The following is a 26526-nucleotide window of genomic DNA, read 5'->3' on the forward strand; positions in this document are numbered from 1 at the left end:
TTGTACACGAAATTTCGTAAAAAACATAGTGATTTACGAAATTTCATGTTTCAAAAAGATTACTCGGCTGATTTGCCGCCGTTTTTCTTAATGATTTCTTCTTGAATTGATTTAGGTACGTCTTCATAGTGATCAAAGACCATCATGAACGTTCCGCGTCCTTGTGTTGAAGAACGTAGAGTCGTTGCGTAACCAAACATTTCTGATAATGGAATAATCGCGTTAACGATTTGTGCATTACCATGTGCTTCCATTCCTTCTACACGTCCACGACGCGCAGTTACGTGACCCATGATGTCTCCTAAGTTATCTTCAGGAGCTGTAATTGTTACTTTCATCATTGGTTCAAGAATTGATGGATTTGCTTTTTTAGCAGCCGCACGTAACGCTAATGAAGCCGCAACACGGAAGGCTGTTTCACTTGAATCGACATCATGGTAAGAACCATCATAAAGTTTCGCTTTCACGTCAACTAATGGGTAGCCCGCTAGGACACCATTTTCCATTGAGTCTGCTAAACCTTTTTCAACTGCAGGGATGAATTCACGAGGAACCACACCACCGACAATCGCGTTTTCAAATTCAAAGCCTTTTCCTTCTTCATTCGGTGTAAATTCAATCCATACGTGACCGAATTGACCTTTACCACCAGATTGACGAACGAATTTACCTTCAGCTTTTGTTGCTGCACGGAATGTTTCACGGTATGAAACTTGTGGTGCACCAACGTTCGCTTCAACTTTAAATTCACGACGCATACGGTCTACTAAAACGTCTAAGTGAAGTTCTCCCATACCAGCGATAACTGTTTCCCCAGTTTCAGGGTTTGAAGTTACGCGGAATGATGGATCTTCTTCAGCAAGTTTTTGTAAAGCCACACCCATTTTATCTTGGTCTGCTTTTGATTTAGGTTCAACAGCAACTTCGATAACAGGTTCTGGGAAGACGATTGATTCTAAGATAACTGGATTTTTTTCATCACATAAAGTGTCTCCAGTTGTAGTATCTTTCAAACCAACTGCCGCTGCGATATCTCCAGAGAAAACTTCTTGGATTTCTTCACGAGAGTTCGCATGCATTTGTAAGATACGACCAACACGTTCGCGTTTGCCTTTTGAAGCATTCAATACGTATGATCCAGAGCTTAAAACACCAGAATAAACACGGAAGAATGTTAAACGACCTACGAAAGGATCCGTCATTACTTTAAATGCTAGAGATGAGAATGGTGCTTCGTCTGTTGATGCACGTTCTGTCTCTTCGTCTGTCTTAGGATTGATTCCTTTAATTGAAGGAACGTCCGTTGGAGCAGGCAAGTAATCAATTACTGCATCTAAGAGTAATTGAACACCTTTGTTTTTGAAGGCTGTTCCACATAATACTGGGAAAAATTCAACGGTTAACGTTGCATTACGAATCGCTGTTTTTAATTCAGCTTCTTCGATTTCTTCGCCGTCTAAGAATTTCAACATTAATTCTTCGTCAAAATCTGCTACAGCTTCGATTAATTTTTCACGGTATTCTTGTGCTTGTTCTAGAAATTCGGCTGGAATATCTTCTTCAACCATATCTGTTCCCAAGTCATTCGTGTAAATTTCAGCTTTCATTTTAACTAAGTCAATGATACCTGTGAAGGTATCTTCTGACCCAATTGGTAATTGGATTGGGTGTGCATTTGCTTGTAAACGATCGTGTAAAGTCGATACAGAATATAAGAAATCAGCACCTGTTTTATCCATTTTGTTACAGAATACAATACGTGGTACTTTGTAGTCTGTTGCTTGACGCCATACTGTTTCTGTTTGGGGTTCTACACCTGATTGTGAGTCCAATACAGTTACAGCTCCGTCAAGTACACGTAATGAACGTTGTACTTCAATTGTGAAGTCCACGTGTCCAGGAGTATCAATGATGTTTACGCGGTTACCTTTCCATTGGGCAGTTGTTGCCGCAGATGTAATCGTAATTCCACGCTCTTGTTCTTGCTCCATCCAGTCCATTTGTGAAGCTCCCTCATGGGTTTCACCAAGTTTGTGGATTTTACCAGTATAATACAAGATACGCTCAGTTGTTGTTGTTTTACCAGCATCAACGTGGGCCATGATACCAATATTACGAGTGTTTTCTAAAGTAAATTCTCTTGTTCCCATACTAGGTCTGTTCTCCTCTCAAGTTCTTACTTTTAAGCTAAGGTTGCAATATACCTTCTACTAAATAAAGTAGGGAGGATCTTACCAACGATAATGAGCAAACGCACGGTTAGCATCTGCCATTTTATGAACGTCTTCACGTTTTTTAACAGAAGCGCCTGTGTTATTCGCTGCATCCATAATTTCTTTAGCTAAACGCTCTTCCATTGTGTGCTCTCCACGTAAACGTGCGTAGTTAGCAACCCAACGAAGACCTAAAGTTGTACGACGTTCAGGGCGAACTTCAACTGGTACTTGATAGTTAGATCCCCCAACACGACGAGCTTTTACTTCTAAGACAGGCATAACATTCTTCATTGCTTGTTCGAAAACTTCCAATGGATCGTTACCTGTTGTTTCTTTAATAATGTCAAATGAGTTGTAGATAATGTTTGCAGCAACTCCACGTTTTCCATCAATCATGATACGGTTGATTAAACGAGTGACTAATTTTGAGTTATAAATCGGATCTGGTAAAACGTCACGTTTTGCAACTGGTCCTTTACGAGGCATCCATAACTCCTCCTTTACGAAAATATTTTTTTAGTCGTTTATATACTGTTTCAATTATTGCTTATTTAGCCGCTTTAGGGCGTTTTGTTCCATATTTAGAACGAGATTGTTTACGGTCGTTAACACCAGCTGTATCTAGTGCTCCACGAACTACGTGATAACGTACCCCTGGTAAATCTTTTACACGTCCTCCGCGTAATAAGACAACACTATGTTCTTGTAAGTTATGGCCAATCCCTGGGATATAAGCTGTCACTTCAATTAAGTTAGATAAACGAACACGAGCATATTTACGTAACGCCGAGTTAGGTTTCTTAGGTGTCATTGTTCCCACACGAGTTGCAACCCCACGTTTTTGAGGTGAGTTCACATTTGTTTGTGCTTTCTTGAAACTGTTATATCCTTTGTTTAATGCAGGTGAATTTGATTTTTCAACCTTAGATTTACGAGGTTTACGTACTAATTGGTTAATTGTAGGCATTCCTTGTATTCCTCCTTCCTTAATTCGCTTTTATAGTCCCACACATCCAGGTGGTTCTTTTTATGCGATAAAAAATAATGCAAAGATTTGCATTTTCATCTAATTGTACTTTTCAACAGTCAGCATGTCTAAAAAAGACCTGTATATAAGCACCTTCGAAATCATAACACGACAGAACATTTGTGTCAACCGTTAACACGAGTATTTTTTTATTTTTTTTACGAGACTATTCTTTTTTTTCAAACCACTATATACTAAGACTATATAATGAAATAAAACGTTATCGACGAGAATCTTAAAGGTGGGAAAACAATTGAATTTAAAAGAAATGGTCGGAATTAAAGCAGCAAGTTATGTCACAGATGGAATGACAGTCGGACTCGGCACGGGTTCTACGGCGTATTATATGATTGAAGAACTCGGACGGCGTGTGAAAGAAGAAAATCTCAAAATCGTCGGGGTTCCGACTTCTTACGCATCAAAGAAACAAGCAGAGGCATTGAATATTCCGGTAAAAACAATTGATCAAGTCAATTATGTGGATTTGACGATTGATGGTGCGGATGAAATTAGTCATGACTTCCATGGCATCAAAGGCGGGGGTGCCGCCTTGTTATTTGAAAAAGTGGTTGCGACTTATTCAAAAGAAATTATTTGGATTGTCGATGAATCAAAAATGGTCGACAAACTAGGGAGATTCCCATTACCTGTAGAAGTTATCCCGTATGGACAAGATCAACTTTTCCGTTTGTTCCAAGAAAAAAATTATCACCCTTCTTTCCGGATGGAATCAGAAGAAGTTTTAAAACAAACCGACTCAGGAAATTCGATTATTGATTTACAGTTAGATTGTATCGATGACCCAATTGCACTTGCAAACGAGCTCGATTCACTCGTCGGTGTTGTTGAACACGGTCTCTTTTTATCCATGGTTGACAGAGTCATCATTGGAAAAGAAAGTGGTCCCGAAGTGCTTGAAGTAACCCGTTAAGTCAAACGCTTTTAACCAAAGATTACCATGTACGATTGACTGGTCGTCTACTCCCTAACGATAAAAACGGCACTCGAGAGGATGTCGTTTTTATCGTTTTTTATTGTTCCTTGAAGAAGCGGATTTGGTGGCGTTTGTTTTTATTCGCATTTTCTATAAAGAAGGAGTACTCTATAAGTATGAAATAAATAAGGATGCACTAAAAACGAAACGAGGAGGATCAAGATGCCAAAATTAGTATTTGTACGTCACGGATTAAGCGAGTGGAATAAACTGGATTTATTTACGGGTTGGACAGACGTGGATTTAGCTCCTGAAGGTGTGCAAGAAGCCATTGAGGGCGGACGAAAAATTAAAGAAGCGGGTATTGAATTTGATATTGCTTTCACCTCGGTCTTAACGCGTGCTATCCGAACCTGTAACTTTATATTAGAAGAAAGCAACCAATTATGGGTTCCTCAAGTGAAAACCTGGCGTTTAAACGAACGTCATTACGGTGCTCTCCAAGGACTAAATAAGCAAGCGACGCGCGAAAAATACGGCGAGGAACAAGTATTAATTTGGCGACGCTCCTACGATGTCTTGCCTCCATTGTCTGATAGTGCGATTGATCGGCGGTATCAGTTATTGGACCCAAACGACATTCCAAAAGGCGAAAATTTAAAAGTGACTTTGGAACGTGCCTTACCTTTTTGGCAAGACGAAATTGCGCCCGCGCTGCTGGCTCAAAAAACAGTACTCGTTGCAGCCCACGGAAATTCCTTACGAGCCTTAGCAAAACATATCGAAGGCATTTCGGATGCTGATATTATGGCATTAGAGATTCCAACCGGTTTGCCTCTTGTTTATGAGTTAGCTGATGACTTGTCCGTTATGAAGAAGTATTACTTATAACTAAACAATAAAAAAACGCTTCATGTAGCATCCCTCGATGGTTTGCTACATGAAGCGTTTATTTTTTCGTATTATGCTCGAATCGCGGCTTCTAATCCGACTTGAATCATTTCGTTGAACGTGGTTTGACGTTCTTCAGCCGTTGTTTCTTCTCCAGTGATGAGATGATCACTAACGGTACAAATTGCCAGTGTTTGGACATTGAATTTTGCTCCTAAATAATAAAGAACCGCCGCTTCCATTTCAACACCTTTGACACCATACTCTGCTAGCTTCAATGTTTCTGCAGTGTAATCTTTGTAGAAACTATCTTCTGAGAGGATGTTCCCTACGTGAGTCGTCATTCCCATTTCCATCGCCACTTCATACGCGGTTTTCATTAACTGAAAATCAGCAATCGGGGCAAATTCAAAATACGGGAAGTTACGTTTGATAATCCCTGAAGTTGTGACCGCTCCTTGCGCAATAACTAAGTCTCGCACGTGAACATCGGTCGACAACGCGCCACATGTTCCGACACGGATGAGGCGTTTCACATCATACGACTGAATCAATTCATGGATATAAATTGAGGCAGAAGGCATCCCCATCCCTGTTCCTTGAACAGAAACACGCTCTCCTTTATACGTTCCCGTGTAACCTAACATCCCGCGAACTTGATTGTAACAAACAGGATTTTCTAAAAATGTTTCGGCAATATATTTCGCCCGTAATGGATCTCCTGGCAATAAAATTTTATCTGCAATTTCGCCTTGTTTCGCTTCAATATGAACACTCATGTTTCGTTTCCTCCCTTATTCCTGGTCTACTTCTTATTATAGTACTGCTAATGTTTCTTTAATTAATGCTTTGAATTCTGCTTTGACGCGTTGTGTTGTTTCCACGACTTCTTCATGGTTTAAGTTCGCTTGCATGCCCGCTGCCAAGTTCGTAATACAAGAAATCCCTAGAACTTTCATCCCACTATGCGCTGCCACAATCACTTCTGGGACCGTCGACATGCCGACAGCATCTGCACCAATTGTGCGCGCAAAACGAATTTCAGCAGGTGTTTCGTAAGTTGGTCCAGAAAAGCCCATATACACGCCTTCTTTTAAGTGAAGTCCTTTCGCTTCAGCTACTTTCTTAGCAGCCTCACGATAGCTAAGCGTGTACGCTTGACTCATATCTGGGAAACGCGGACCCATCTCTTCTTCATTTTCACCCATCAATGGATTATCACCCATAAAGTTAATTTGATCGGTAATCAACATCAAGTCCCCTGGTGTAAAGGTAATATTCACACCACCACACGCGTTCGTCACAATCACAGAGTGTGCAGCTAAAGCTTTCATCACACGTACGGGATACGTCACCGTTTGCATTGAGTGACCTTCATAATAATGAAAACGCCCTTGCATCGCGAGTACTTTTTTACCTGATAACGTCCCATAGACTAATTGTCCAGCATGTCCTACGACCGTCGAAATAGGGAAATGTGGAATTTGATCATAAGGAATCACGATGGCTTCTTCAATTTCTTCTGCCAATTCGCCTAACCCAGAACCTAAGATTAGTCCAAATTCAACGTCTCCTACGCCTTGTTCTTTCATAAATGAAACTGTTGCTTCTAATTTTTCTGTTAATGACATTTTTGATGTCCTCCTTTTATTTTAAACGTGTTAAAAAGCTCTTGCCATTTTCCGTTTGAGGAACATTGAAATTTTCAGCAATGGTTGCCGAAATATCCGCAAAGTATCCTTGTGGTAATGCTCCAGATGCTTTCATATTTTTGCTGAATACTAAGAGCGGCACGTACTCTCTTGTATGATCGGTTCCTGGGAACGTCGGATCATTCCCGTGATCAGCTGTAATGATAAGTAAATCATCTTCTTTAAGCGCAGCAAGGATTTCTGGTAGCCGTTGATCAAAGTCTTCAATCGCTTGAGCATAGCCTTGGGTGTCTCGGCGATGGCCATATAGCGCATCGAAGTCAACTAAATTGGTAAAACTTAGGCCCGTAAAGTCTTTGTCCATCACCTTCAATAGTTGATCGACACCATCCATATTACTTTTCGTCCGAACGGTTTCAGTAATCCCTTGACCGTTAAAGATATCGTTGATTTTCCCAACAGCAATCACGTCTTTTCCGTTGTCTTTCAAGGAATCTAGCACTGTCTTGCCAAAAGGATCTAGCGCATAATCATGACGATTACTTGTTCGTTTGAAGTTCCCTGGTTCACCTAAGTATGGACGGGCAATAATGCGACCAATCATATACGGTTCGTCTTTCGTAATCTCACGAACGTATTCACAAATGCGATACAATTCTTCTAAAGGAATCACTTCTTCATGTGCGGCAATTTGCAACACCGGATCAGCAGAGGTATAAATTATTAAATCGCCTGTTTCCATTTGCCCTGGCCCATAATCATCGAGAACCTCTGTCCCAGAATAAGGTAAGTTGCAGACCACTTTACGACCCGAGAATGTTTCAATTTGTTGTAATAATTCTGGAGGGAATCCTTCTGGGAAGACGCGGAATGGTTTTTGAATATTGAGTCCCATAATCTCCCAATGTCCGGTCATTGTGTCTTTTCCAACGGATACTTCCTCTAGCTTTGTCGCGTATCCTTGATGATCTGCGACTGCCTCAACACCCGCTAACGGACGAATCGTCCCAAGTCCTAGTTGTTCTAAGTACGGAATCGTTAAGCCCGCTGTTTCCGCGATATGTCCTAAGGTATCCGATCCAACATCGTTAAATTGAGCCGCATCGGGCGCCTCTCCAATTCCAACAGAATCCATCACAATTAAATGTACACGTTTAAACATTTCGTTTCCCTACTTTCTTATTCTTTTATTGATGCTACACAAAAGGGCAGGACAAAGCGTACTGCGCCCTTAACCCCACCCTTACGTATTCTTTATTTTGATTTAATGTAGTTACGACCATTTGCTTTAGGACCAGACGCTTTTCCTAAGAAAGCGACCAGCACGATAATCGTAATTAAATATGGTGCAATTTGCAATAATACAGGAGGAATCGAAGAAATGACTGGTAGTTGTGCCCCAATAATACTTAAACTTTGAGCAAAGCCAAAGAATAATGCTGCGCCTAGTGCGCCGATTGGATTCCATTTACCAAAAATCATTGCCGCCATCGAAATAAACCCTTGACCGACAATCGTTCCTGCTGAGAAGTTTCCTGAAATGGCTTGGGCAAACACTGCGCCCCCCATTCCGCCTAATAAACCAGAAATCAACACTCCGGCATAACGGAATTTGTAAACATTGATTCCGAGCGTATCCGCTGCTTGTGGGTTTTCACCGACTGAACGTAAGCGTAAGCCAAAACGGGTTTTGTACAAGACAAACCAAGCGACAATGGCAATCACAACCGCTAAGTAAGCCGGTAAAAAGGTGTTTTTAAAGAAAATTTGGCCAAGGACTGGAAGTTTATCTAATCCAGGAAATGAGTAATAACCCAAGTTGTATTGAATATTATCCGTTTGACCTTTTTGGTACCAAACTTTGATTAAGAAAACACCTAACGCGGGCGCCATCAAATTAATCACGGTCCCACTAATAATGTGATCTGCACGGAAAGTAATCGTTGCAACGGCATGAAGTAAGGAAAACAACACTCCGACAGCCCCACCGACTAAAATCGCTAACCAAGGGGTCCACGCTTGAAAAGTATCCGCCATTTCCAAGTTAAAAACGACAGCACTAAACGCTCCCATCACCATGATTCCTTCTAAACCAACGTTGACAATCCCACTACGTTCAGAAAATGTGCCGCCCAGTGCCGTCAAAATCAACGGTGTGGAATAAACCAATGTTGAAGTGACAATTAATGCAATAATTCCTACTAGTGTCATTAGATTTCGCCCCCTTCTTGACTTTGGTCATTTGGTGTCGACTCAATCACCTGAACGATTTCTAATTCTTCTTTGGAATCTGGCATCCATTTTGTTAACGCCACGCGAATCACATAACTAATACCGACAAAGAAGATAATTAATGCAATCGAGACATTCACGATTTCAAACGGAATATTTGCTCCTGTTTGCATGCCCAAACCACCGATTTTCAAGACACTAAATAATAGCGCGGATAATAAAATTCCTAGCGCACTACCGGAACCAAGTAAGGAGACGGCCATCCCGTCAAATCCGATTGATAAGGACGTTGTTTGAACGAAGAAGTTTTGATATGTTCCAAGTCCTTCAACGACACCACCTAAGCCAGCAAGCGCGCCAGAGATTACCATCGACATTACGATTGTTCGTTTACTGCTCATCCCTGCATATTCAGAGGCAAAAGGATTTAAACCGACCGAACGAATTTCATAACCTAAGGTCGTTTTCTTCATTAAGAACCAGACCAGAACTAACGCAATTAGTGCTAGGATTAAGCCGGCATTCACCCGTGAGCCACCAAATAGTTGCGTCAACCATGGGAGTCGTAAACTTGCATTGGCACTAATTTGGTTGGACGAGTCTAAGCTTGTTCGTAATGATTCAGACATGACACTCTGAAGCATGTATGTACTCACGTAAAGCAAGATGTAGTTCATCATAATCGTCACAATGACTTCACTTGTACCGAAGTAGGCACGAAGTAAGCCAGGAATTGCTGCAGCAACTGCTCCAGCTAACGCTCCTAACAATACTGCTAGCGGTAATAACACGAGTTTCGGTAATTCAGGTAACAACAGCGCGACCCACACACTTGTTAACCAACCTGCTAACGCTTGTCCAGAAAGACCGATGTTAAAGAATCCAGCTGAATTAGCCACGGAAAAACCTAAAGCCGTAAAGATTAACGGCGTCGCTTGACGTAACGTTTCACCGATACTTCGTTGATTTCCTAAAGCGGCATCCAGCATCGATCCGTAACCAGTAATCGGATTGTAGCCAAAAGACAACATTAAGATTGCGCCTAAGACTAGACCAATAATAACCGATAGGATTGGGACCAAAATATTACGGATTTTTTCATTACGATTATTCATTTTCTGCCACCCCCTGTTGTTCTAATTCTTGACGCGCTTTTTCTAAGGAAGAGCCAGCCATCAATAATCCTAATTCTTGTTCAGAGGTTTCATTCGCATTGACAATTCCGACAATTTCCCCATCATGTAAGACAGCAATTCGGTCAGAAACATTTAAGATTTCTTCTAATTCGAAACTCACAAGGAGAACGGCTTTAAAGTTATCGCGTTGTTCAATAATCCGTTTATGGATGAATTCAATCGCACCAACGTCTAACCCACGCGTTGGATTGGCGACAATTAGTAACTCTGGATCACGACTAATTTCACGGGCAATAATCGCTTTTTGTTGATTCCCACCTGATAATGCTTTTGCTGGAACAACCTCACTGACGGTCCGCACATCGAATTCTTTAATTAAGTCGCGGGCATGATCATTGATTTCACCGTAATTTAATACGCCCATTTGACTCATTGGTTCTTGATAGTACGTTTGTAAGGCAATATTTTCAGCTAAGGTCATTTCTAAAATCAAGCCATACTTATGACGATCTTCCGGAACGTGTCCCACGCCTGCTTCGGTAATTTTTCTCGGACGTAAATTCGTAATCTCATCGCCACCTAAGTAAATATGGCCACTTTCGACTTTACGTAAACCGGTTAACGCTTGAATCAACTCAGACTGACCATTCCCGTCGATCCCAGCAATCCCTAGAATCTCCCCTGCGCGAACTTCTAAACTTAGATTCTTCACAGCTTCAATGCCGCGATTTTCTTTGACGACAATGTTTTCCACCGACAACACGACCTCTTGTGGATTGGCCGCTTTTTTATCCGTTTTAAAGGAAACTTCGCGCCCGACCATCATATCGGCTAATTGTTGGGAAGAAACATCTGCGACATCAACGGTTCCGATGCCTTTACCACGACGAATGACCGTACAACGATCGGCAACTGCTTTGATTTCATCTAATTTATGGGTAATCAAAATAATCGATTTCCCTTCTTTGACTAGGCCGTGCATAATATTGATTAATTCGTCGATTTCTTGTGGCGTTAATACAGCCGTCGGTTCATCAAAAATCAGGACTTCTGCTCCACGATATAAGGTTTTCAAAATCTCGACCCGTTGTTGCATCCCTACAGAAATGTCACGAACGTAGGCATCAGGATCTACCTGTAAGCCGTATTGTTCAGAAACTCTCAAAATCTCCGCTCTTGCTTCTTTACGATTTAACATGCCAAATTGACTCGGTTCATTCCCTAGAACAATGTTTTCTGTCACCGTAAAAGCATCCACTAACATGAAATGTTGGTGAACCATCCCAATTCCTAATTGATTTGCTTTGGTGGGACTCGTGATATTAATAACCTCACCGCTCATCAAAATTTCACCTGATGTCGGTTCTAATAAACCCGATAATACATTCATCAAGGTTGACTTTCCGGCACCATTTTCACCTAGTAATGCATGAATCTCACCTTTTTTGACCTGTAAGTTAATTTGATCGTTTGCTTTAAAGGTACCAAAACTCTTGGTAATATTCCGCATCTCGATGACAAATTCTTCTTCCGTCACAATGCTCACATCCTTTTTATAATCACTCATATAATGGCAGTATCTTCAGAGAGCTTTTTCTCTCAATTAAATATTTTTAACAAAATACTTAATTGAAAGAAAAAGAGCCTGACTTGAAAGTCAGATTGATTTTCAGTTCAGGCTTTTTTTCCATTGTTTCATTTCATTCGTTGATTATTTTGCTGGTGTTTCAGGTACTTCAATTTCTCCAGCAACAATTTGTTCTCTTGCTTTTGCAACTGCGTCTAATGCTTCAGCTGATAATTGACCATCTGTTAAGCCAACACCGTCTTCTTTCAAACCGTAGACAACATGCTCGCCACCAGGGAAGTTTCCTTCAACCGCTTTTTGAGCTAAATCTTGAACAACTGTTCCAACAGCTTTTGTTGTTGAAGTTAACGTGAAGTTTTTATCTTCGCCATCTAGTTTGAAGTTTCCTTCATCTGATTGGTCACGGTCAACCCCGATTACCCAAACAACTTGGTCGCCTGTTTCATTTAAAGATTTCGCTTCTTGGAAAACACCATTTCCCGTTGCGCCTGATGCGTGGTAAACGATATCTGCGCCTGTTCCATACATTCCTTTAGCGATTGTACGGCCTTTATCTGGTGCTGAGAAATCACCTGCGTATTGAACATCTAACGTAATTTCTTTGCCTAACTCTTTCGCACCTGCTTCAATACCAGCGGCAAATCCAGCTTCAAAACGGTCAATTACTTCCCCTTTAACACCACCGATGAAACCAACTTTGTTTGTTGTTGTTGAATAAGCTGCTGCAATTCCTGCTAAGTAAGCTGCTTCTTGGTCTTTAAATGTTGCAGATGCAACGTTATCGCCTTCAACGATATCATCAATGATTGCGAAGTTTACTTCTGGATTTAAAGAAGCTTGATCGGCTACGGCTGGTTGTAATTTATAACCAATCCCAAAAATCGTTGAGAATCCTGCATTTAATGCTTGGTCAATATTCGGAATATAATCAGATTCATTTGAAGATTGGAAGTATTGGTATCCTTCGTTACCACGAGTGACATTGTTTGCTTTACCCCATGCTTCTAAGCCTTCCCAAGCAGATTGGTTAAATGAGCGGTCATCAACGCCACCAGTATCTGTAATTAACGCGGCTGTTGGAAGACTTGTTGTGCCTCCAGCTTCAGATGATGCTGCGTTTGATCCGTCTGCGCTACTGCTGTCAGTAGTACTGCTGCCACATGCACCTAGTAATAGTACGCTTGCCATTGCAACTGCACCAAAACCAAATAATTTTGCTTTTTTCATTATTGAAAAGCCCCCTATAAAATAGTTTTTATTTTCAAAAGCCTTCACGGCTGATTGAACAAAGATCAGACTCCAAATGATGGAGTAAAAACAAATGGTTCGTTTTAAGTAAGCAAGTTTATTTCACTTCTTCTTTACCATTATAGCGAATTCAAATTGATTCGCCTAATTAAAACCTGTTTATTTCTTGAATAATTATCGTTTTGTTTTTATAAATCTTTTCCATTGAAAGAGTAAGGCAATAATTCACCGACCGTTGTTTCTTTTAAGGCCCCTTCATCGCCAACTAATAAGACTGGCATCGTCGGTTCGCAAAATTCAACCATTACTTGACGACAAGCGCCACAAGGTGAAATCGGATCTGGTGTGTGGCCTGCAATCACTAAATACTGAAATTCTTGTTCTCCTTCAGAAATGGCTTTAAAAAAAGCGGTGCGTTCTGCGCAATTCGTTAAGCCAAACGACGCGTTCTCAATATTCAGACCTTGATAGACTTTTCCGCTTTTCGACACTAAGCATGCGCCCACTGGAAAATTAGAATAGGGCACATATGCTTTATCCATCGCGGCAATCGCAAGATCAATCCAGGTTTGCTGTTGATTTTCCATTCATTAATCGCTCCCTAATCTTAGTACCCGACGCCCGTTGCGCCAGAAAGAATTGCGATACTCGCGCTCGTTCCTAAACGACTTGCGCCTGCTTCAATCATTGCTAATGCTTGCGTATCGTTATGGATCCCACCAGAAGCTTTGACGCCCATTTTAGGTCCGACTGTTTCACGCATTAAGCGGACATCTTCGACCGTTGCGCCACCTGTTGAAAAGCCCGTTGACGTTTTGACAAAATCCGCTCCTGCTGCTTGTGCTAATTCGCATCCACGAACGATTTCTTCTTTCGTTAACAAAGCGGTCTCTAAGATGACTTTGACTAACGCTCGATCTTTCGCTGCTGCTACGACCGCTTCAATATCTTTTTGAACCAAATCGTCTTGTCCAGATTTTAATAGCCCGACATTAATGACCATGTCGACTTCATCTGCGCCATTTTCGATTGCATCCGTTGTTTCAAATGCTTTGGTTGCTGAAGTGTTCGCGCCTAAAGGAAAACCAATCACCGTACAAACGGCAGTTGGATAAGTTTTTAATTCTTTTGCTGCTAATGAAACCCACGTTGGATTGACACAAACCGAATAAAAATGATGTTGTTTTGCTTCCTCAATAATTTTCATGACGCCTTCTTGTGTTGTTTCTGCTTTTAATACGGTATGATCCATCATCCGATTTAATTCCATATTTCCCACGTCCTATTCTGTGATGATTTCATGAATGAGTGGCAATTCAACTGCCACTTCTCCAATTTCAATATTTTTTTCTAAGATACGTTCTACTTCATTCAGTTCTAAATCATTACTATAAATCGTTAATAACGGTTCACCTTCTGTGACTTTATCGCCGACTTTTTTGTGTAATTTTAGTCCAACCGCATAATCAATCTCTTCTTCTTTGGTACGACGTCCTGCTCCTAAAAGCATCGCCGCAATCCCCAATTCATTGGCGACTAATTTTGTGACATATCCTGATTTTTTCGCTAAAAATGGTTGCTCATACTTCGCTGTTAGCAAGGATTGTGGATGATCCACAACAGTGTCATCGCCCCCTTGATTCCGAATCATTTCGCGGAATTTTGCCAAAGCTTTTCCTGATTCAAGCGCTTCTTCTAGTAATTTCCGCGCTTGGTCTAAGTCTGGCGCTTTTTTCGCTAAGACCACCATTTGACTCCCTAAAACGTAACACATTTCCAGTAAATCTGCCGGACCTTTTCCTTGCAATGTTTCGATCGCTTCAACGACTTCTAAACTGTTGCCAATTGCTTCACCTAAAGGCTGAATCATATCGGAAATAATTGCCATCGTTTGACGATTCGTCAGTGCCCCAATGCGAACCATTGTTTTGGCTAAGCGTCGTGCATCGGACAGTTTTTTCATAAAGGCGCCATCACCGGTCGTAACGTCTAAAACAATCGCATCCGCACCTGCCGCAATTTTCTTACTCATAATCGAGCTTGCAATTAATGGGATGGAATTCACGGTCGCCGTTACGTCCCGTAAAGCATACAGTTTTTTATCTGCTGGGGCTAAGTTCCCTGATTGACCAATAATCGCGACATGGCTTTGATTGACCAACCGAGTGAACTCTTCTTCTGGTAATTCAATTTGAAATCCTGGAATGGCTTCAAGTTTATCTAGCGTGCCTCCGGTATAACCAAGTCCACGACCAGACATCTTCGCGACTGGCACACCCACACTGGCTACTAATGGCGCCAACACGAGTGTCGTTGTATCACCGACGCCTCCGGTCGAATGCTTATCAACTTTGATTCCTTCAATCGAAGATAAATCAATGACTTCTCCGGAATGTGCCATTGCTAATGTCAATGCCGTAATTTCTTCATCTGACATGTCTTCATAAAAAACGGCCATCAAAAACGCACTGACTTGATAATCTGGAATCTCGTCTTGCGTATAGTTTGTAACGAACCAATTAATTTCTTCGGTCGTTAACTGACCCCCGTCACGTTTTTTTTCTATCAAATCAACCATTCGCATAGATTTGACCTCGCTTCCTCTTCATCGTTTATTATACCCATTCTCATCCAATAGGTAAACCACTTTAGTAAAACAGTTTACTAAGTAGAATAGAATTTTGTAACCCTTTTCATTTCTGATGATATCTTATTTTTTTTACGGTGTCAAACACTTCCCCCTTCTCTTTTAACTAGAAGGGGACTTTGCAATCTTATTCACACTCTCACGAAGAATTAATTTTGTTTCAAAAATTTTGTTTGGCATCCGTCGCTCTGGGAACTCAATCGCATCAACCAAAAATTTAGCAGCTGTAAACCCAATCTCAAAAATCGGTTGTTGCACCGTCGTTAAAGCCGGTGCCAACGAAGCCGTTAATTCAATATCATCAAACCCAATCACCGAAATCTCTTCCGGGACTTTTTTGCCCAGTTCATAAATGGCGCGGTAACAACCAATCGCCATCGCGTCGTTACTACAAAAAATAGCCGTCACTTCTGGATTCAATAAAATGGCTTTTGCCGCTTGATAGCCACCGTTAATGGTAAGATCCCCTGTTGCGACATAATGTTTTTTATAAGGAATCCCCGCATCTTTAAGCGCGTGGCGATAGGCATTGTATCGTTCTTGTAATTGATAATAACTACCGTTTTCTTTTAACAATGCAATATGCCGATGTCCTTGCTGCGCCAAATAACTAACTGCCTGGTACGCGCCTTCATACTCCTTAATAATCAGACGCCCTGTATCCCGTTGGTTAATCCCACGATCAATTAGCACTAAGGGCATTTTACGATAAAAATCACTCCCATAAGCGTATCCTTCTGGCATTAAATTCGGTGTCGCTAACAAGACCCCATCGACCGAACGATGATTTAAATCTTGTAACAATTGCGTTTCTTTGGCTAAACTTTGTTGAGAATGACAAAGAATCAATTTGTACCCAAGAGGTGTCAAATAATTTTCTGCTCCTTCAACCATTTTTGAAAAGAAAAAATCGGTCACATCAGGAATAATCATCCCGATCGTTTTGGAATGGCGATTGATTAAATTCGAGGCAAAAAAATCAGGGCGATACTGGTGTTCGTTGACAATATCTAAGACACGTTTTCGCGTATCCTCACTAAAGCGACTCCCTTTATTATTCAAAATTTGCGAAACAGTCGTGACAGAAACTCCCGCCATCTCGGCGATCTGTCGAATCGTTAATTTCATTTTTTTGACCTCCTTTAATCTCTACTCTTCTTTGATACTTTGAATAATATAATAGCCGCGATCTTTGAGCAGTACTTGTGCATTCCCAAAGATTTCTTGCATTTTCTTTTGTGCACTAGGCGCGCCTTGTTTCTTTTGAATCACAATCGTTAACGTTCCACCCACAAGTAGTAAAGGATAGGCTTTTTCCAAAATTTCGTGAACGACTTGTTTCCCAGCGCGAATCGGCGGGTTACTTAAAATAGCGGCGTACGCAGCATGATTCAGCGTTTCGTATAAATAAGATGAATGAATCTCCACCTGTTGGATATGATTTTGTTGGGCGTTATGTTTGGCTAATTCAACTGCCCGTTCATTGACATCTAACATCTCCACCGTCCGATTCGTGGCATATGCTAATGATAATCCGATGGGGCCATACCCACAACCAACGTCTAATAGCGGGCCCTCTGGTAATTCTTGGTCGTCAAACGCCTCAATTAACACTCGAGAACCGTAGTCGATAGTGGCTTTTGAAAAAACATGACTGTCTGTGGTAAAGCGAAACGTCTTTCCTTTTAATTCAAAGTCAAACGTTCGGTATTCGTGCGCTGTATCCGGTTGATTACTATAATAATGATTTGTCATAAGCTCGCTTCCTTTTCAATCCTTTTCTTAATCATAACGATATTTGAAAGCTTGTAAACTATCTTTTCTTCTCTCTGTGGAATTTTTTATTTTGAAGGCCTTCGTTTTGTGATAAACTAATGCGGAATACTAAAAGGAGGGTTGCTACCAAAATGAAGGAAAATATCAATTACTATGAAATTCCTCGGTCAGAGTGGCAAGGATATTACGCCAAGGAACATATGCCTTTGACGCAAGAAGAATTAGACGGTATTAAAAGTTTGAACGATCGTATTTCGGTACAAGACGTGGAAGATATTTACATGCCATTATGTCATTTGATTCATCTATATATGAAAGAATTCGAGTCATTAACCCTTAGCAAAGGGCTTTTTTTACACCGCTATGTGAAGGTGCCCCCTTTTATTATCGGCGTTGCTGGAAGTGTGGCAGTCGGGAAAAGTACCGCTGCTCGTTTACTCCAAACCTTGCTATCCCGTCTTTTTTCTAGAAAAATGGTGCAACTAATTACGACAGATGGGTTTTTATATCCAAATGCCATCTTAGAAGAACGAGGAATCATGAACCGTAAGGGTTTTCCTGAAAGTTATGATATGGAGCGATTAATCCAAACCTTGAATGAAGTCAAATCAGGTAAAGAAGTCGATATTCCCCTTTACTCGCATCAAGTGTACGACATTGTTCCTGGCGGATTTGAGACCATTCAACAACCCGACATTTTAATTGTCGAAGGGATTAACACCCTACAACTTCCTGCCAATCAACAAATTTACGTCAGCGATTTTTTTGATTTTTCTATTTTTATGGACGCCGAACCGAAATTAATTGAAAAATGGTATTTGGAACGATTCGAATCGCTACTGGATACCGCCTTTTTAGACCCAAAAAATTATTACTATCAATTTGCGATCGGTGATCGACAAGCCGCTTTAGAGATGTCTCGTTCCGTTTGGAAAAATGTGAACTTAAAAAACTTAGAAGAATTCATCTTACCCACACGTGGAAGAGCCGATATTATTTTACATAAACAAGAAAATCATCTAATTGATCGGATTTATCTAAGAAAACACTAATTTTTCCCGTTTAATAATTGCCAAAGCGACAATCTTTTATTATGATTGTCAAAGAGTTTCAATTTGAAAAAGGTTCGCCTTTTTCACCACATTATAGAAGATAGGGGTCGTTTATTGTGACAAACATTGACAATATGCCGAACGTTGAAAAAATCATCGTTCTTGATTATGGTAGTCAATTCAACCAATTAATTACACGTCGCATCCGTGAATTTGGTGTCTTTTCAGAACTATTGAGCCACCGTATTACTGCTGACGAAGTAAAAGCTATTAATCCAAAAGGAATCATCCTTTCTGGAGGTCCGAACAGCGTTTATGCTGATAACGCTTTTGACATCGACGAAGAAATCCTAAATCTAGGAATCCCTGTTTTAGGTATTTGTTACGGTATGCAACTCATCACGCATAAATTAGGTGGAAAAGTTGAAGGAGCCGACAAAAAAGAATACGGAAAAGCCGAACTTAATATTAAGTTAGATGAGGCGCCTTTATTTGGTGCAACACCAAAAAATCAAGTCGTTTGGATGAGTCATGGTGATTTAGTCACTGAAGTCCCTGCAGGATTTGAAGTTGTCGCAACAAGTAACGATTGCCCAATCGCAGCGATGCAAAATCGTGACCGTCAAATTTATGGTGTACAATTCCACCCAGAAGTTCGTCATACTGAATATGGTACGGATCTTTTAAAACAATTTGCGTTTGATATTTGTGGCGCAGCTGGCGATTGGTCAATGGAAAACTTTATCGAAATCGAAATCGCAAAAATCCGTCAACAAGTCGGCGATAAAAAAGTCTTACTCGGCCTTTCAGGCGGCGTAGACTCAAGTGTCGTAGGCGTTCTTCTTCAAAAAGCGATTGGCGACCAATTAACATGTATCTTCGTCGATCATGGTTTATTACGTAAAAACGAAGGCGATCAAGTAATGGAAATGCTGGGCAATAAATTTGGCCTAAACATCATCCGCGTTGACGCAAAAGACCGTTTCTTAGATAAACTTGCTGGCGTGAGAGATCCAGAACAAAAACGTAAAATTATCGGAAACGAATTTGTTTACTTGTTTGACGATGAAGCGAAAAAGATTGCTGGCAGCAAAAAAGTTTCTTTCCTTGCGCAAGGCACACTTTATACAGATGTAATTGAATCCGGAACAGAAACTGCTCAAACGATTAAATCACACCATAATGTCGGTGGTTTACCAGACGATATGGACTTTGAATTAATCGAACCATTAAACACGTTATTTAAAGATGAAGTCCGTGCTTTAGGGACTGAACTTGGCATGCCTGATGATATCGTTTGGCGCCAACCATTCCCAGGACCTGGTTTAGGCGTTCGCGTACTTGGCGAAATTACAGAAGAAAAATTAGAAATCGTTCGTGAATCAGATGCGATTTTACGCGAAGAAATTAAAATCGCTGGCCTTGATCGTGATATTTGGCAATACTTCACCGTTTTACCAGGCATCCGCAGCGTTGGTGTAATGGGCGATGGCCGTACGTATGATTACACGATCGGAATCCGCGCGATTACGTCTATCGATGGCATGACAGCCGATTTTGCCCGTATTCCATGGGATGTTTTACAAAAAATCTCTGTCAGAATCGTAAACGAAGTGGCACACGTTAACCGTATCGTGTACGACATTACGAGCAAACCACCAGCTACGGTTGAGTGGGAGTAATCGCAGGAGAGCTAGAAACCTTTTTATATCAAAGGTTTCTGGCTCTTCTTATTTTTTCACTGCACTTTTATTGCACTTTTTTCATTTCTTTGTTTCGCAAGTAGTCTACAGTAAATTGATTCTTTGGTGAAGTATCATAATTTTGTTTTGCTTCTTTAAAGGAAATGGCTCCATTTAATTTGTTAGCTACCTCAAAATTACTGTTAGGATAAAGATGTCCATACGTTCCTAAAGTCGTCTCAATATCTTCGTGTCCTAGACGATCTTTAATGATAAGTGGATTTTCTCCCATACTGATTAACAAAGAAGCGTGAGAATGCCGTAAACCATGGATTCTGATTCGATGAATACCAGCCAGCTTAGCATAGCGTTCAATAGCATGTGCTAGCGTATGTTTTTGGGTAGGAATACCGTTATAGCTCATTACAAAGTCTGTCTGAATTAGATTTTGTTGCACTTTCTTCCATTCGGATAAATAATTTAATGTGCATTCATCTAATACAATATGACGAACGCTAGCCTTTGTTTTTGGTTCAACAAATCTATAATCCGATTGATTCTTGTAATAGAGTGTTTTGTTGATGGTTAGTACTTCTGAGTCAAAATCAATATCTTCCCATTGAATGGCAGTGGCTTCACCAATCCGCATTCCAGTCATAAATAGAAACCACAGAGAGATAAATAAAAAGTGCTGATAATAATCTTCTTTATAAATTAGAGAGATTACTTTTTCAAATTCTTCTTTTGTCCAAAATTCAATTTTAGACTTTTGCTTTTTCACATTGCCAATAATCTTAGATGGATTTGTGGTGGCTATCCCAAGGACAATTGCTCGATCCATAGCAACTGAAAATAGTCCTTGAACAGCTCTCACATAAGAAGGCTTACATTTCTTTGATAATTTTAGTTGCCAATTTTGCACATCAATAGGCTCAATATCGGAAACAGCCATTTTATCAAAATAAGAGAAATGTTTCTTAATAGTTGGTAAGCGATTTTCATATGTTCTGAGCTTTACCTGTGTCTTATACCATGGAAGAAAAATTTCAAAGATATAATGATTAAACGTCATTTTATCCTTATTCTCACTTAATTCTTCTGGTTTCATCAGTAGTAGTTTTGAATATTCTTCTCTTGCTTCTTTTTTAGTAGTGAATCCACTACGATATTTTTGAATTTTTTTTCCTTTAGAATCATAACCTAGATTTGCACGAAAATAATAGGTTCCATTCTTTGCTTTTTTTATTGGGTCTTTAACCATAGTTTTTACTCCTTACTGTGCAAAAACTACTCAGACCTGTTTTCATTTGAAAACCGAATTCCTAGAATTTCTTCAACAGCTTCACGAGGGACTCTATCCAGCTTTCGAGATTGATAGTAGGTATGCCCTTTTGTAATCATCAATTCTTTTGCTTTTTTTATGATGTCTGCTGAAAAAGAAGTTCCATATCCTAGCTCAACTAAATCTTTTTTTGTGACCGTTATCATTATTACTCCTTTCCCATTATAGGCTAGGAAAACTCCAATATTCACCTATAATTATATCAAATATTTTTATGATAATACATTGACAAGAGAAGAATATCCCAGCAATCAAACAGCTCTAGCAAAGCTCACAGGATTTTCACCTCTACATGGTTCTCATGTAGCCATACCCATTGCCTGCGACGTTTCTATCTCGTTCGGACTGTGGCTGTATGGGAGTATCATTATCACGATAAAAAAGTCATAGCAGTAATCTTGCTAAGGATTACTTACGAAGCATTGACAGGTATCGCTAGCTATCTTTCAAGGTCATGGCGTGTCAGTTCGTCGGCTCTTTTCTTATCGAAACGTATTTGATTGCTTTATTCAGTTGTCAAAGAACAGTGGCTTATTCGCCTGTCCAAACATACTGCAATAGCAATATGTTTGGGCAGATAAACAAACCTATTCGGGAAGCATGTGAACGATTCAACACGCTTCCACGAAAAAAGATAGGGCTATTTAATTTCAAATCCTAAAATTTTAGTAATAAGTTTGGTCTCCATTCTGCCACGAAGGGTTTCATCTACAATCATGTGAGAATTCCCAAATTCATCTGTCATTCGGCGAAGAGAGCGTTTAGTGAGATAGCCCCTGTAATGCTTCACAATCTGGTTAATGGCTTCTGTATCGCCATCTGTCGCTTTTACAATAAGGGAGAAAGGAACCACAGGATATTTTGTTTTCATTCTTCATGCTCCTCCATAAATTTTTTTATGAAAGCTAGTCCACTTGTTCGGTGACGATAAATGGTAGAACGGTTTAGTTTCAATAATTCTGCAATTTCCATATCGCTCATATCCATAAAGTAATAAAGCAATATGATGTCACGCTTTTTCTCTGATAAATTTCGTAAGGCTTCACTCAACAAATCACTTTCCACACGAATGCTAAAGCCGTTCAACATAAATAGTTGAAAATCAGTGGAATGCTTATCCACGGTAGAAAACTGATTGACAAGGTAATCGCCTGTATCAGAAAAGGAAACTTCTTTTTTGGAAAGTCTTGATAGATGTTTGAAGTAATCTTTACGTTCATCTTCCATAGCTCGCTTACAGATATAGTCAAACTGGTTTTCTATGGTTTCTTGAAAAGAAGATGGCTTCATCATTTCTCACCCCCTTTCTTGTCATGAAAGGAAGTGAGCCTTGCTCTGTTATCTCCTTTCGTACTAAGTCCCGACACGAAAGGGCTGTTTGTTGCATTTCTGATAAAAAAGAATTGAAAAATATCTTTTCGCACACAAAAAAACACATAAGCAGACAGTCTAATCTGTTTATGTGTTTTATTAGTTCGTTGTATATGACTTAAAAAACCACATTGATAGGCGTATGTATCTAAGGTAGGTGAAAGCACTTTTTTAATTCGGAGGTTAAAAATAAATAGTGTTGAGGAGTGATGAATTTCATGACGGCTTCCTCCTATGAGCCGTCATATTTCTAAAAGTGAACGTAAGAGTATCTGCAAATGTCGTAAAAGAAAGAAGACGGCTTTTTCAAACCGTCATCAATCAAATGGGGTTCTAATGTTAATTTAAAGCATAGAAAAAGAACTGTTAGATAACGGTTTTTTTTATTACCTTCTAACTAACAGTATTTTTCATTATACCGCACGCATAATAGGAACTAATAAACCTTACGATGTGTTTTTCAATACCTGTTTCTAACAGAATAGGAACAGTAAAATGTATAGAGGTGGTTTATTATGCGTAAAAAGGAAGATAAATACGATTTCAGAGCCTTTGGTTTAGCAATTAAAGATGCTCGTATGAAACGAGGTTTAACTCATGAACAAGTAGGAACGTTGATTGAAATTGACCCACGTTATTTAACAAATATTGAAAATAAAGGACAACATCCCAGCATACAAGTTCTTTATGACCTTGTATCATTACTTCATGTGTCCGTTGATGAATTTTTCTTACCCGCTAATGATCTGGTGAAAAGCACCAGACGATTACAGATAGAGAAGTACATGGATAGCTTTACAGACAAAGAACTATCCTTGATGGAATCTTTAGCGGATGGTATCAATGAAGCTAGAAATATCAAAGATTAATTAACAGAACCCATATATAACAGAAAGAGCCGATAAAATGAGATTAATACAATCTCATTTTATCGGCTCTGCGTCTTTGCGTCTGGCTCTGTAATTACAGTTACTTTAAACTGTTTAATTTTAATCAAAATTTCTTGTCTACATTTAGGACAGTACAAAGGAAAATTCTTTAATTCTGTGTCGCTTCTTATTTTTAATCGTGTTTTATTTCCACAGAAAGGACATAACACCCATTCTGTTCTTAACATTTTATAACACTCCTTTTCAATCAATATCCAACGGGAAATTAATTATTTTTGTTTAGTTAATAATTGTTAATCACAATATGTTGCTGTTCGATTTTCAAGAATGACTAATTGTTCTTTAGTTGTTCTTTGTTCGGATAGCTTAGGCATATCATAAAAATTAAAAAAAACAATATTTGAAGTTTCTAAATTATCCTGAAATGATCCATTAACTATTGTACAGCTAAAAATCATTTTATAATATTGAAATAGCTGTGGTATATCTTCTCGTAAGTCTGTATCAAACACTGCTAGCAATTTATCAACAGTGACATTCAGTCCTGTTTCTTCAAACACTTCTTTAACAATATTCTCCTTTGGCGAGCTCCCTATTTCGGCGTATCCACCAGGCAACGACCATTCTTTTGTTCTAATATCTTCCACTAATAGAATTTTATCATTACATTTGATATATGCTCTAACATCTATTTTGGGAGTTGGATACCCCTCATTTTTATCAAAAAGATTCTCAATATTTTTTAAGGGTTCATCACTAATATTAGTTAACAGGTCAAGTGCAATATCTTTAAGTTCTTGATAACGTTCTTTATCAAATTCATCTTTCCCATAAAACAAACCAGCTTCTGCTAACGCCAGTAATCTCTTATATTTTTTCAATACATGGATAGTCATTTGATGTCTCCTTTAATTTAATTTGCTTTTAAGTATATTTAAGTTATAATATATAATAACTTAAATATACTTAAAAGTAAATCTTTTTATACAGAGGAGTATTAACATTAAAGAAAATGCTGGTTTAATATTTGTGAAATATTAACAGCAAATTTCGTAGTAAAAATAAAGTCAAGGAAAGAGGTTATTATGTGAATCAGAAAGAACGCTTGGATTTAATTCTTACAACTTTAAAAACAGAAAAAAAATTGAGCCTAAAGGAGGTTATTTCATTAACTAATACATCCAGAGATACTGCTAGACGTGATATAGTAGCACTTACTGAAAATAACTTAGTTCAAAGAACTTATGGCGGGATTGCTTTATTGGAATCTTTTAAAGAACTTGATTCTTATTTGGAACGAAGCACACATAAAAACCGAGAAAAATTCTTATTGGCTAAGGAAGCTAGCCAGTTAATTAAAGACAATGAATTAGTTTATTTAGATGTATCAACAACAGTTAGTCTTATTCCTAAAAATATCGATAAAAACAAAACAAATTTAATGGTAACAAACTCAATTGATATTGCTGATCAATTGTTAAGATATTCGAATTGTCACTGTAGGTTACTTGGTGGAAACTTAGATAGAGAGGCAAGATGTGTAGTTGGAACAAAACCTTTAAACGAACTAGAAGATTATAAATTTGATATTTCTTTTCTAGGAGTTGCTGGTATTGATGAAAATGGTGTCTATTATGGTTATGAGGAAGATTTAGAATTAAAGAGAAAAATTAGACAACAAAGCAAAAAAATTGTTTTACTAGTAGATAACACTAAAATTGAAAAATCTCATAATTTTTGCGTTTTTAATATTGAAGATATTGATGTCATTATTATAAATGCTCAATTACCTAGTCATTTGCTTAAGGTTTTGAAAAAAAATAAAGTACAGATTATTACCATAACTGAAGAAAAACTGGAATAAAAAGGGATTTTTATTGTATGAAATATCGTTAAATTACGTTTAAAGAAAAAGATTTTTTTATAAAGGGGAGAGTATATCTATGAAGTTAATAGGTATTGATTTGGACGGAACATTGTTAAATTCACAACAAAAAATAAGTAAAAGAAATGTAGAAATTCTAGAGGAAATATCAGAAAACCATTTTCCTTTTATATGTTCAGGCAGAGAAGTAGAAGATATAAAAAATATACTTAAAGAAAACAAACTATCTATTCCTGCTATAGGGTTAAATGGAGCAGTTGGGTATGACTGCGAAAAAAGATTGTTTGAATTCTATTTTAATCATTTAAGTATGGAAGAGATAAATTTTTTAGTGTCAGACTTTCCAACGAAAATCTATACGAATTACGGCAGTTTTGAATCATCAGAATACAAGACTAAATTGAAAGAAATTTTTAATGAAATAGGAAATGAATTTTCTATTGATGAATTAAATTACGAACTTGAATATGAAAAATCTATCCAATCAGCCTCCTTTAATCATATTAATGAGATAATTGGTATTGATGGAATAAAAGTATACAAATTCTTTGTCTTTATCCCTAACAGAAATATAAAAAGCGAAATCAAAGAAAAATTAGAATCCATACATGGAATCACTATTACTGAATCATCAGAAGTAAATCTTGAGATTGTACCTCATAATGTATCAAAAGGGTTAGTATATCATCATTTGGAAAAAATTTATGGACTTAGAAATGTTACAAAATTTGCAATTGGAGATAGTTTGAACGACCTTTCTCTATTTGAAAATTCGGATTTTAGTTTCGCTATGAGCAACGGACATCCAATGATTAAAAATATAGCTACTTATATAACTTCTTCAAATGATGAAGATGGTGTTGCAGAAGCATTAAATATTATTTCAACAATGTAATTCCTACAAAATTGAAAATACTATCATTCAAGCTCACAGATAAATATTCTGTGAGCTTTTTG

The 26526-nt window shown here is 38.8% G+C and carries 28 protein-coding genes; 7 read left to right on the forward strand and 21 right to left on the reverse strand.

Going from position 1 to position 26526, the window contains the following annotated elements:
- Positions 1–59: 59 nt before the first annotated feature.
- The 3 genes from fusA to rpsL form a co-directional block, all read right to left on the reverse strand.
- Positions 60–2150, reverse strand: coding sequence for an elongation factor G (gene fusA / locus RU93_RS02500; RefSeq protein ID WP_071874039.1), 2091 nt, complete (start codon positions 2148–2150; stop codon positions 60–62).
- Positions 2151–2231: 81 nt separating this feature from the next.
- Complete coding sequence (gene rpsG / locus RU93_RS02505; protein ID WP_071874040.1) at positions 2232–2702, reverse strand: 30S ribosomal protein S7; 471 nt, start codon at positions 2700–2702, stop codon at positions 2232–2234.
- A gap of 61 nt (positions 2703–2763) precedes the next feature.
- Positions 2764–3183, reverse strand: a complete 420-nt coding sequence (gene rpsL, locus RU93_RS02510) for a 30S ribosomal protein S12 (RefSeq protein WP_071874041.1) — start codon at positions 3181–3183, stop codon at positions 2764–2766.
- A 313-nt stretch (positions 3184–3496) separates the two neighbouring features.
- Between rpsL and rpiA the strand changes: the two genes are divergently transcribed.
- Together rpiA and gpmA are read left to right on the forward strand one after the other, a co-directional pair.
- Positions 3497–4174 (forward strand): ribose-5-phosphate isomerase RpiA, encoded by a 678-nt coding sequence (rpiA, locus tag RU93_RS02520; RefSeq protein ID WP_071874042.1) that lies wholly within the window; start codon positions 3497–3499, stop codon positions 4172–4174.
- A 225-nt stretch (positions 4175–4399) separates the two neighbouring features.
- Complete coding sequence (gene gpmA / locus RU93_RS02525; protein ID WP_071874043.1) at positions 4400–5068, forward strand: 2,3-diphosphoglycerate-dependent phosphoglycerate mutase; 669 nt, start codon at positions 4400–4402, stop codon at positions 5066–5068.
- A gap of 71 nt (positions 5069–5139) precedes the next feature.
- Here the strand turns inward: gpmA and deoD are convergent, their stop codons facing one another.
- From deoD to RU93_RS02585, 12 genes are all read right to left on the reverse strand, one after another.
- The gene (gene deoD / locus RU93_RS02530) at positions 5140–5847 is read right to left on the reverse strand and encodes a purine-nucleoside phosphorylase (protein WP_071874044.1); all 708 of its coding nucleotides are present in this window, start codon (positions 5845–5847) and stop codon (positions 5140–5142) included.
- A gap of 36 nt (positions 5848–5883) precedes the next feature.
- Positions 5884–6699 carry a purine-nucleoside phosphorylase gene (locus RU93_RS02535; protein WP_071874045.1) on the reverse strand — a complete coding sequence of 272 codons (816 nt, stop codon included), beginning with the start codon at positions 6697–6699 and terminating at the stop codon, positions 5884–5886.
- A 16-nt stretch (positions 6700–6715) separates the two neighbouring features.
- Positions 6716–7882, reverse strand: a complete 1167-nt coding sequence (deoB, locus tag RU93_RS02540; RefSeq protein WP_071874046.1) for a phosphopentomutase — start codon at positions 7880–7882, stop codon at positions 6716–6718.
- Positions 7883–7974: 92 nt separating this feature from the next.
- Complete coding sequence (locus tag RU93_RS02545; protein ID WP_071874047.1) at positions 7975–8931, reverse strand: ABC transporter permease; 957 nt, start codon at positions 8929–8931, stop codon at positions 7975–7977.
- Positions 8931–10067 carry an ABC transporter permease gene (locus RU93_RS02550; RefSeq protein WP_071874048.1) on the reverse strand — a complete coding sequence of 379 codons (1137 nt, stop codon included), beginning with the start codon at positions 10065–10067 and terminating at the stop codon, positions 8931–8933. Before RU93_RS02550 ends, RU93_RS02545 begins: the two co-directional genes overlap by 1 nt.
- Positions 10060–11655 (reverse strand): ABC transporter ATP-binding protein, encoded by a 1596-nt coding sequence (locus RU93_RS02555; protein ID WP_169818081.1) that lies wholly within the window; start codon positions 11653–11655, stop codon positions 10060–10062. Before RU93_RS02555 ends, RU93_RS02550 begins: the two co-directional genes overlap by 8 nt.
- 144 nt (positions 11656–11799) lie before the next feature.
- On the reverse strand, positions 11800–12903 hold the full coding sequence (locus tag RU93_RS02560; RefSeq protein ID WP_071874050.1) for a BMP family lipoprotein: 1104 nt from the start codon (positions 12901–12903) through the stop codon (positions 11800–11802).
- A 209-nt stretch (positions 12904–13112) separates the two neighbouring features.
- Positions 13113–13511 carry a cytidine deaminase gene (locus RU93_RS02565; RefSeq protein ID WP_071874051.1) on the reverse strand — a complete coding sequence of 133 codons (399 nt, stop codon included), beginning with the start codon at positions 13509–13511 and terminating at the stop codon, positions 13113–13115.
- 20 nt (positions 13512–13531) lie between these two features.
- The gene (gene deoC / locus RU93_RS02570) at positions 13532–14194 is read right to left on the reverse strand and encodes a deoxyribose-phosphate aldolase (RefSeq protein ID WP_071874052.1); all 663 of its coding nucleotides are present in this window, start codon (positions 14192–14194) and stop codon (positions 13532–13534) included.
- Positions 14195–14206: 12 nt separating this feature from the next.
- Positions 14207–15508: a pyrimidine-nucleoside phosphorylase gene (locus tag RU93_RS02575; RefSeq protein WP_071874053.1), complete on the reverse strand. Its 1302-nt coding sequence runs from the start codon at positions 15506–15508 to the stop codon at positions 14207–14209.
- A 165-nt stretch (positions 15509–15673) separates the two neighbouring features.
- Positions 15674–16699 (reverse strand): LacI family DNA-binding transcriptional regulator, encoded by a 1026-nt coding sequence (locus RU93_RS02580; RefSeq protein WP_071874054.1) that lies wholly within the window; start codon positions 16697–16699, stop codon positions 15674–15676.
- 21 nt (positions 16700–16720) lie between these two features.
- Entirely contained in the window at positions 16721–17326 is a 606-nt protein-coding gene (locus RU93_RS02585; RefSeq protein WP_071874055.1) for a class I SAM-dependent methyltransferase, read from the reverse strand.
- Between the two features lie 152 nt (positions 17327–17478).
- Here RU93_RS02585 and coaA point away from each other — a divergent pair, with 152 nt between their 5' ends.
- Complete coding sequence (gene coaA, locus RU93_RS02590) at positions 17479–18399, forward strand: type I pantothenate kinase (RefSeq protein ID WP_071874056.1); 921 nt, start codon at positions 17479–17481, stop codon at positions 18397–18399.
- 116 nt (positions 18400–18515) lie between these two features.
- Complete coding sequence (guaA, locus tag RU93_RS02595; RefSeq protein WP_071874057.1) at positions 18516–20081, forward strand: glutamine-hydrolyzing GMP synthase; 1566 nt, start codon at positions 18516–18518, stop codon at positions 20079–20081.
- 67 nt (positions 20082–20148) lie between these two features.
- Here guaA and RU93_RS02600 read toward each other — a convergent pair whose 3' ends face one another.
- The 4 genes from RU93_RS02600 to RU93_RS02615 form a co-directional block, all read right to left on the reverse strand.
- The gene (locus RU93_RS02600; protein WP_071874058.1) at positions 20149–21342 is read right to left on the reverse strand and encodes a site-specific integrase; all 1194 of its coding nucleotides are present in this window, start codon (positions 21340–21342) and stop codon (positions 20149–20151) included.
- 26 nt (positions 21343–21368) lie between these two features.
- A complete protein-coding gene (locus RU93_RS02605) occupies positions 21369–21569 on the reverse strand; it encodes a DUF3173 domain-containing protein (protein WP_000633909.1) in 201 nt (66 codons plus the stop codon).
- A gap of 494 nt (positions 21570–22063) precedes the next feature.
- Positions 22064–22294, reverse strand: coding sequence for a helix-turn-helix domain-containing protein (locus RU93_RS02610; protein WP_071874059.1), 231 nt, complete (start codon positions 22292–22294; stop codon positions 22064–22066).
- Positions 22291–22713: an RNA polymerase sigma factor gene (locus tag RU93_RS02615; RefSeq protein WP_071874060.1), complete on the reverse strand. Its 423-nt coding sequence runs from the start codon at positions 22711–22713 to the stop codon at positions 22291–22293. The genes RU93_RS02610 and RU93_RS02615 overlap by 4 nt, the downstream gene beginning before the upstream one ends.
- 596 nt (positions 22714–23309) lie before the next feature.
- On the opposite strand from RU93_RS02615, the gene RU93_RS02625 reads away from it, so the two are divergent.
- Positions 23310–23663, forward strand: coding sequence for a helix-turn-helix domain-containing protein (locus RU93_RS02625; protein WP_071874061.1), 354 nt, complete (start codon positions 23310–23312; stop codon positions 23661–23663).
- A 59-nt stretch (positions 23664–23722) separates the two neighbouring features.
- On the opposite strand, the gene RU93_RS02630 is transcribed toward RU93_RS02625, so the two are convergent.
- Both RU93_RS02630 and RU93_RS02635 read right to left on the reverse strand, forming a co-directional pair.
- Positions 23723–23911 (reverse strand): cysteine-rich KTR domain-containing protein, encoded by a 189-nt coding sequence (locus RU93_RS02630; RefSeq protein WP_071874062.1) that lies wholly within the window; start codon positions 23909–23911, stop codon positions 23723–23725.
- Positions 23912–23977: 66 nt separating this feature from the next.
- Positions 23978–24580: an NUDIX hydrolase gene (locus RU93_RS02635; protein WP_071874063.1), complete on the reverse strand. Its 603-nt coding sequence runs from the start codon at positions 24578–24580 to the stop codon at positions 23978–23980.
- 191 nt (positions 24581–24771) lie between these two features.
- Here RU93_RS02635 and RU93_RS02640 point away from each other — a divergent pair, with 191 nt between their 5' ends.
- Together RU93_RS02640 and RU93_RS02645 are read left to right on the forward strand one after the other, a co-directional pair.
- A complete protein-coding gene (locus RU93_RS02640; RefSeq protein WP_071874064.1) occupies positions 24772–25548 on the forward strand; it encodes a DeoR/GlpR family DNA-binding transcription regulator in 777 nt (258 codons plus the stop codon).
- 79 nt (positions 25549–25627) lie between these two features.
- The gene (locus RU93_RS02645; RefSeq protein ID WP_071874065.1) at positions 25628–26464 is read left to right on the forward strand and encodes a Cof-type HAD-IIB family hydrolase; all 837 of its coding nucleotides are present in this window, start codon (positions 25628–25630) and stop codon (positions 26462–26464) included.
- Positions 26465–26526 lie beyond the last annotated feature (62 nt).

It is taken from the genome of Enterococcus aquimarinus, from assembly GCF_001885765.1.
GTDB classification, from domain to species: Bacteria; Bacillota; Bacilli; order Lactobacillales; family Enterococcaceae; genus Enterococcus_I; species Enterococcus_I aquimarinus.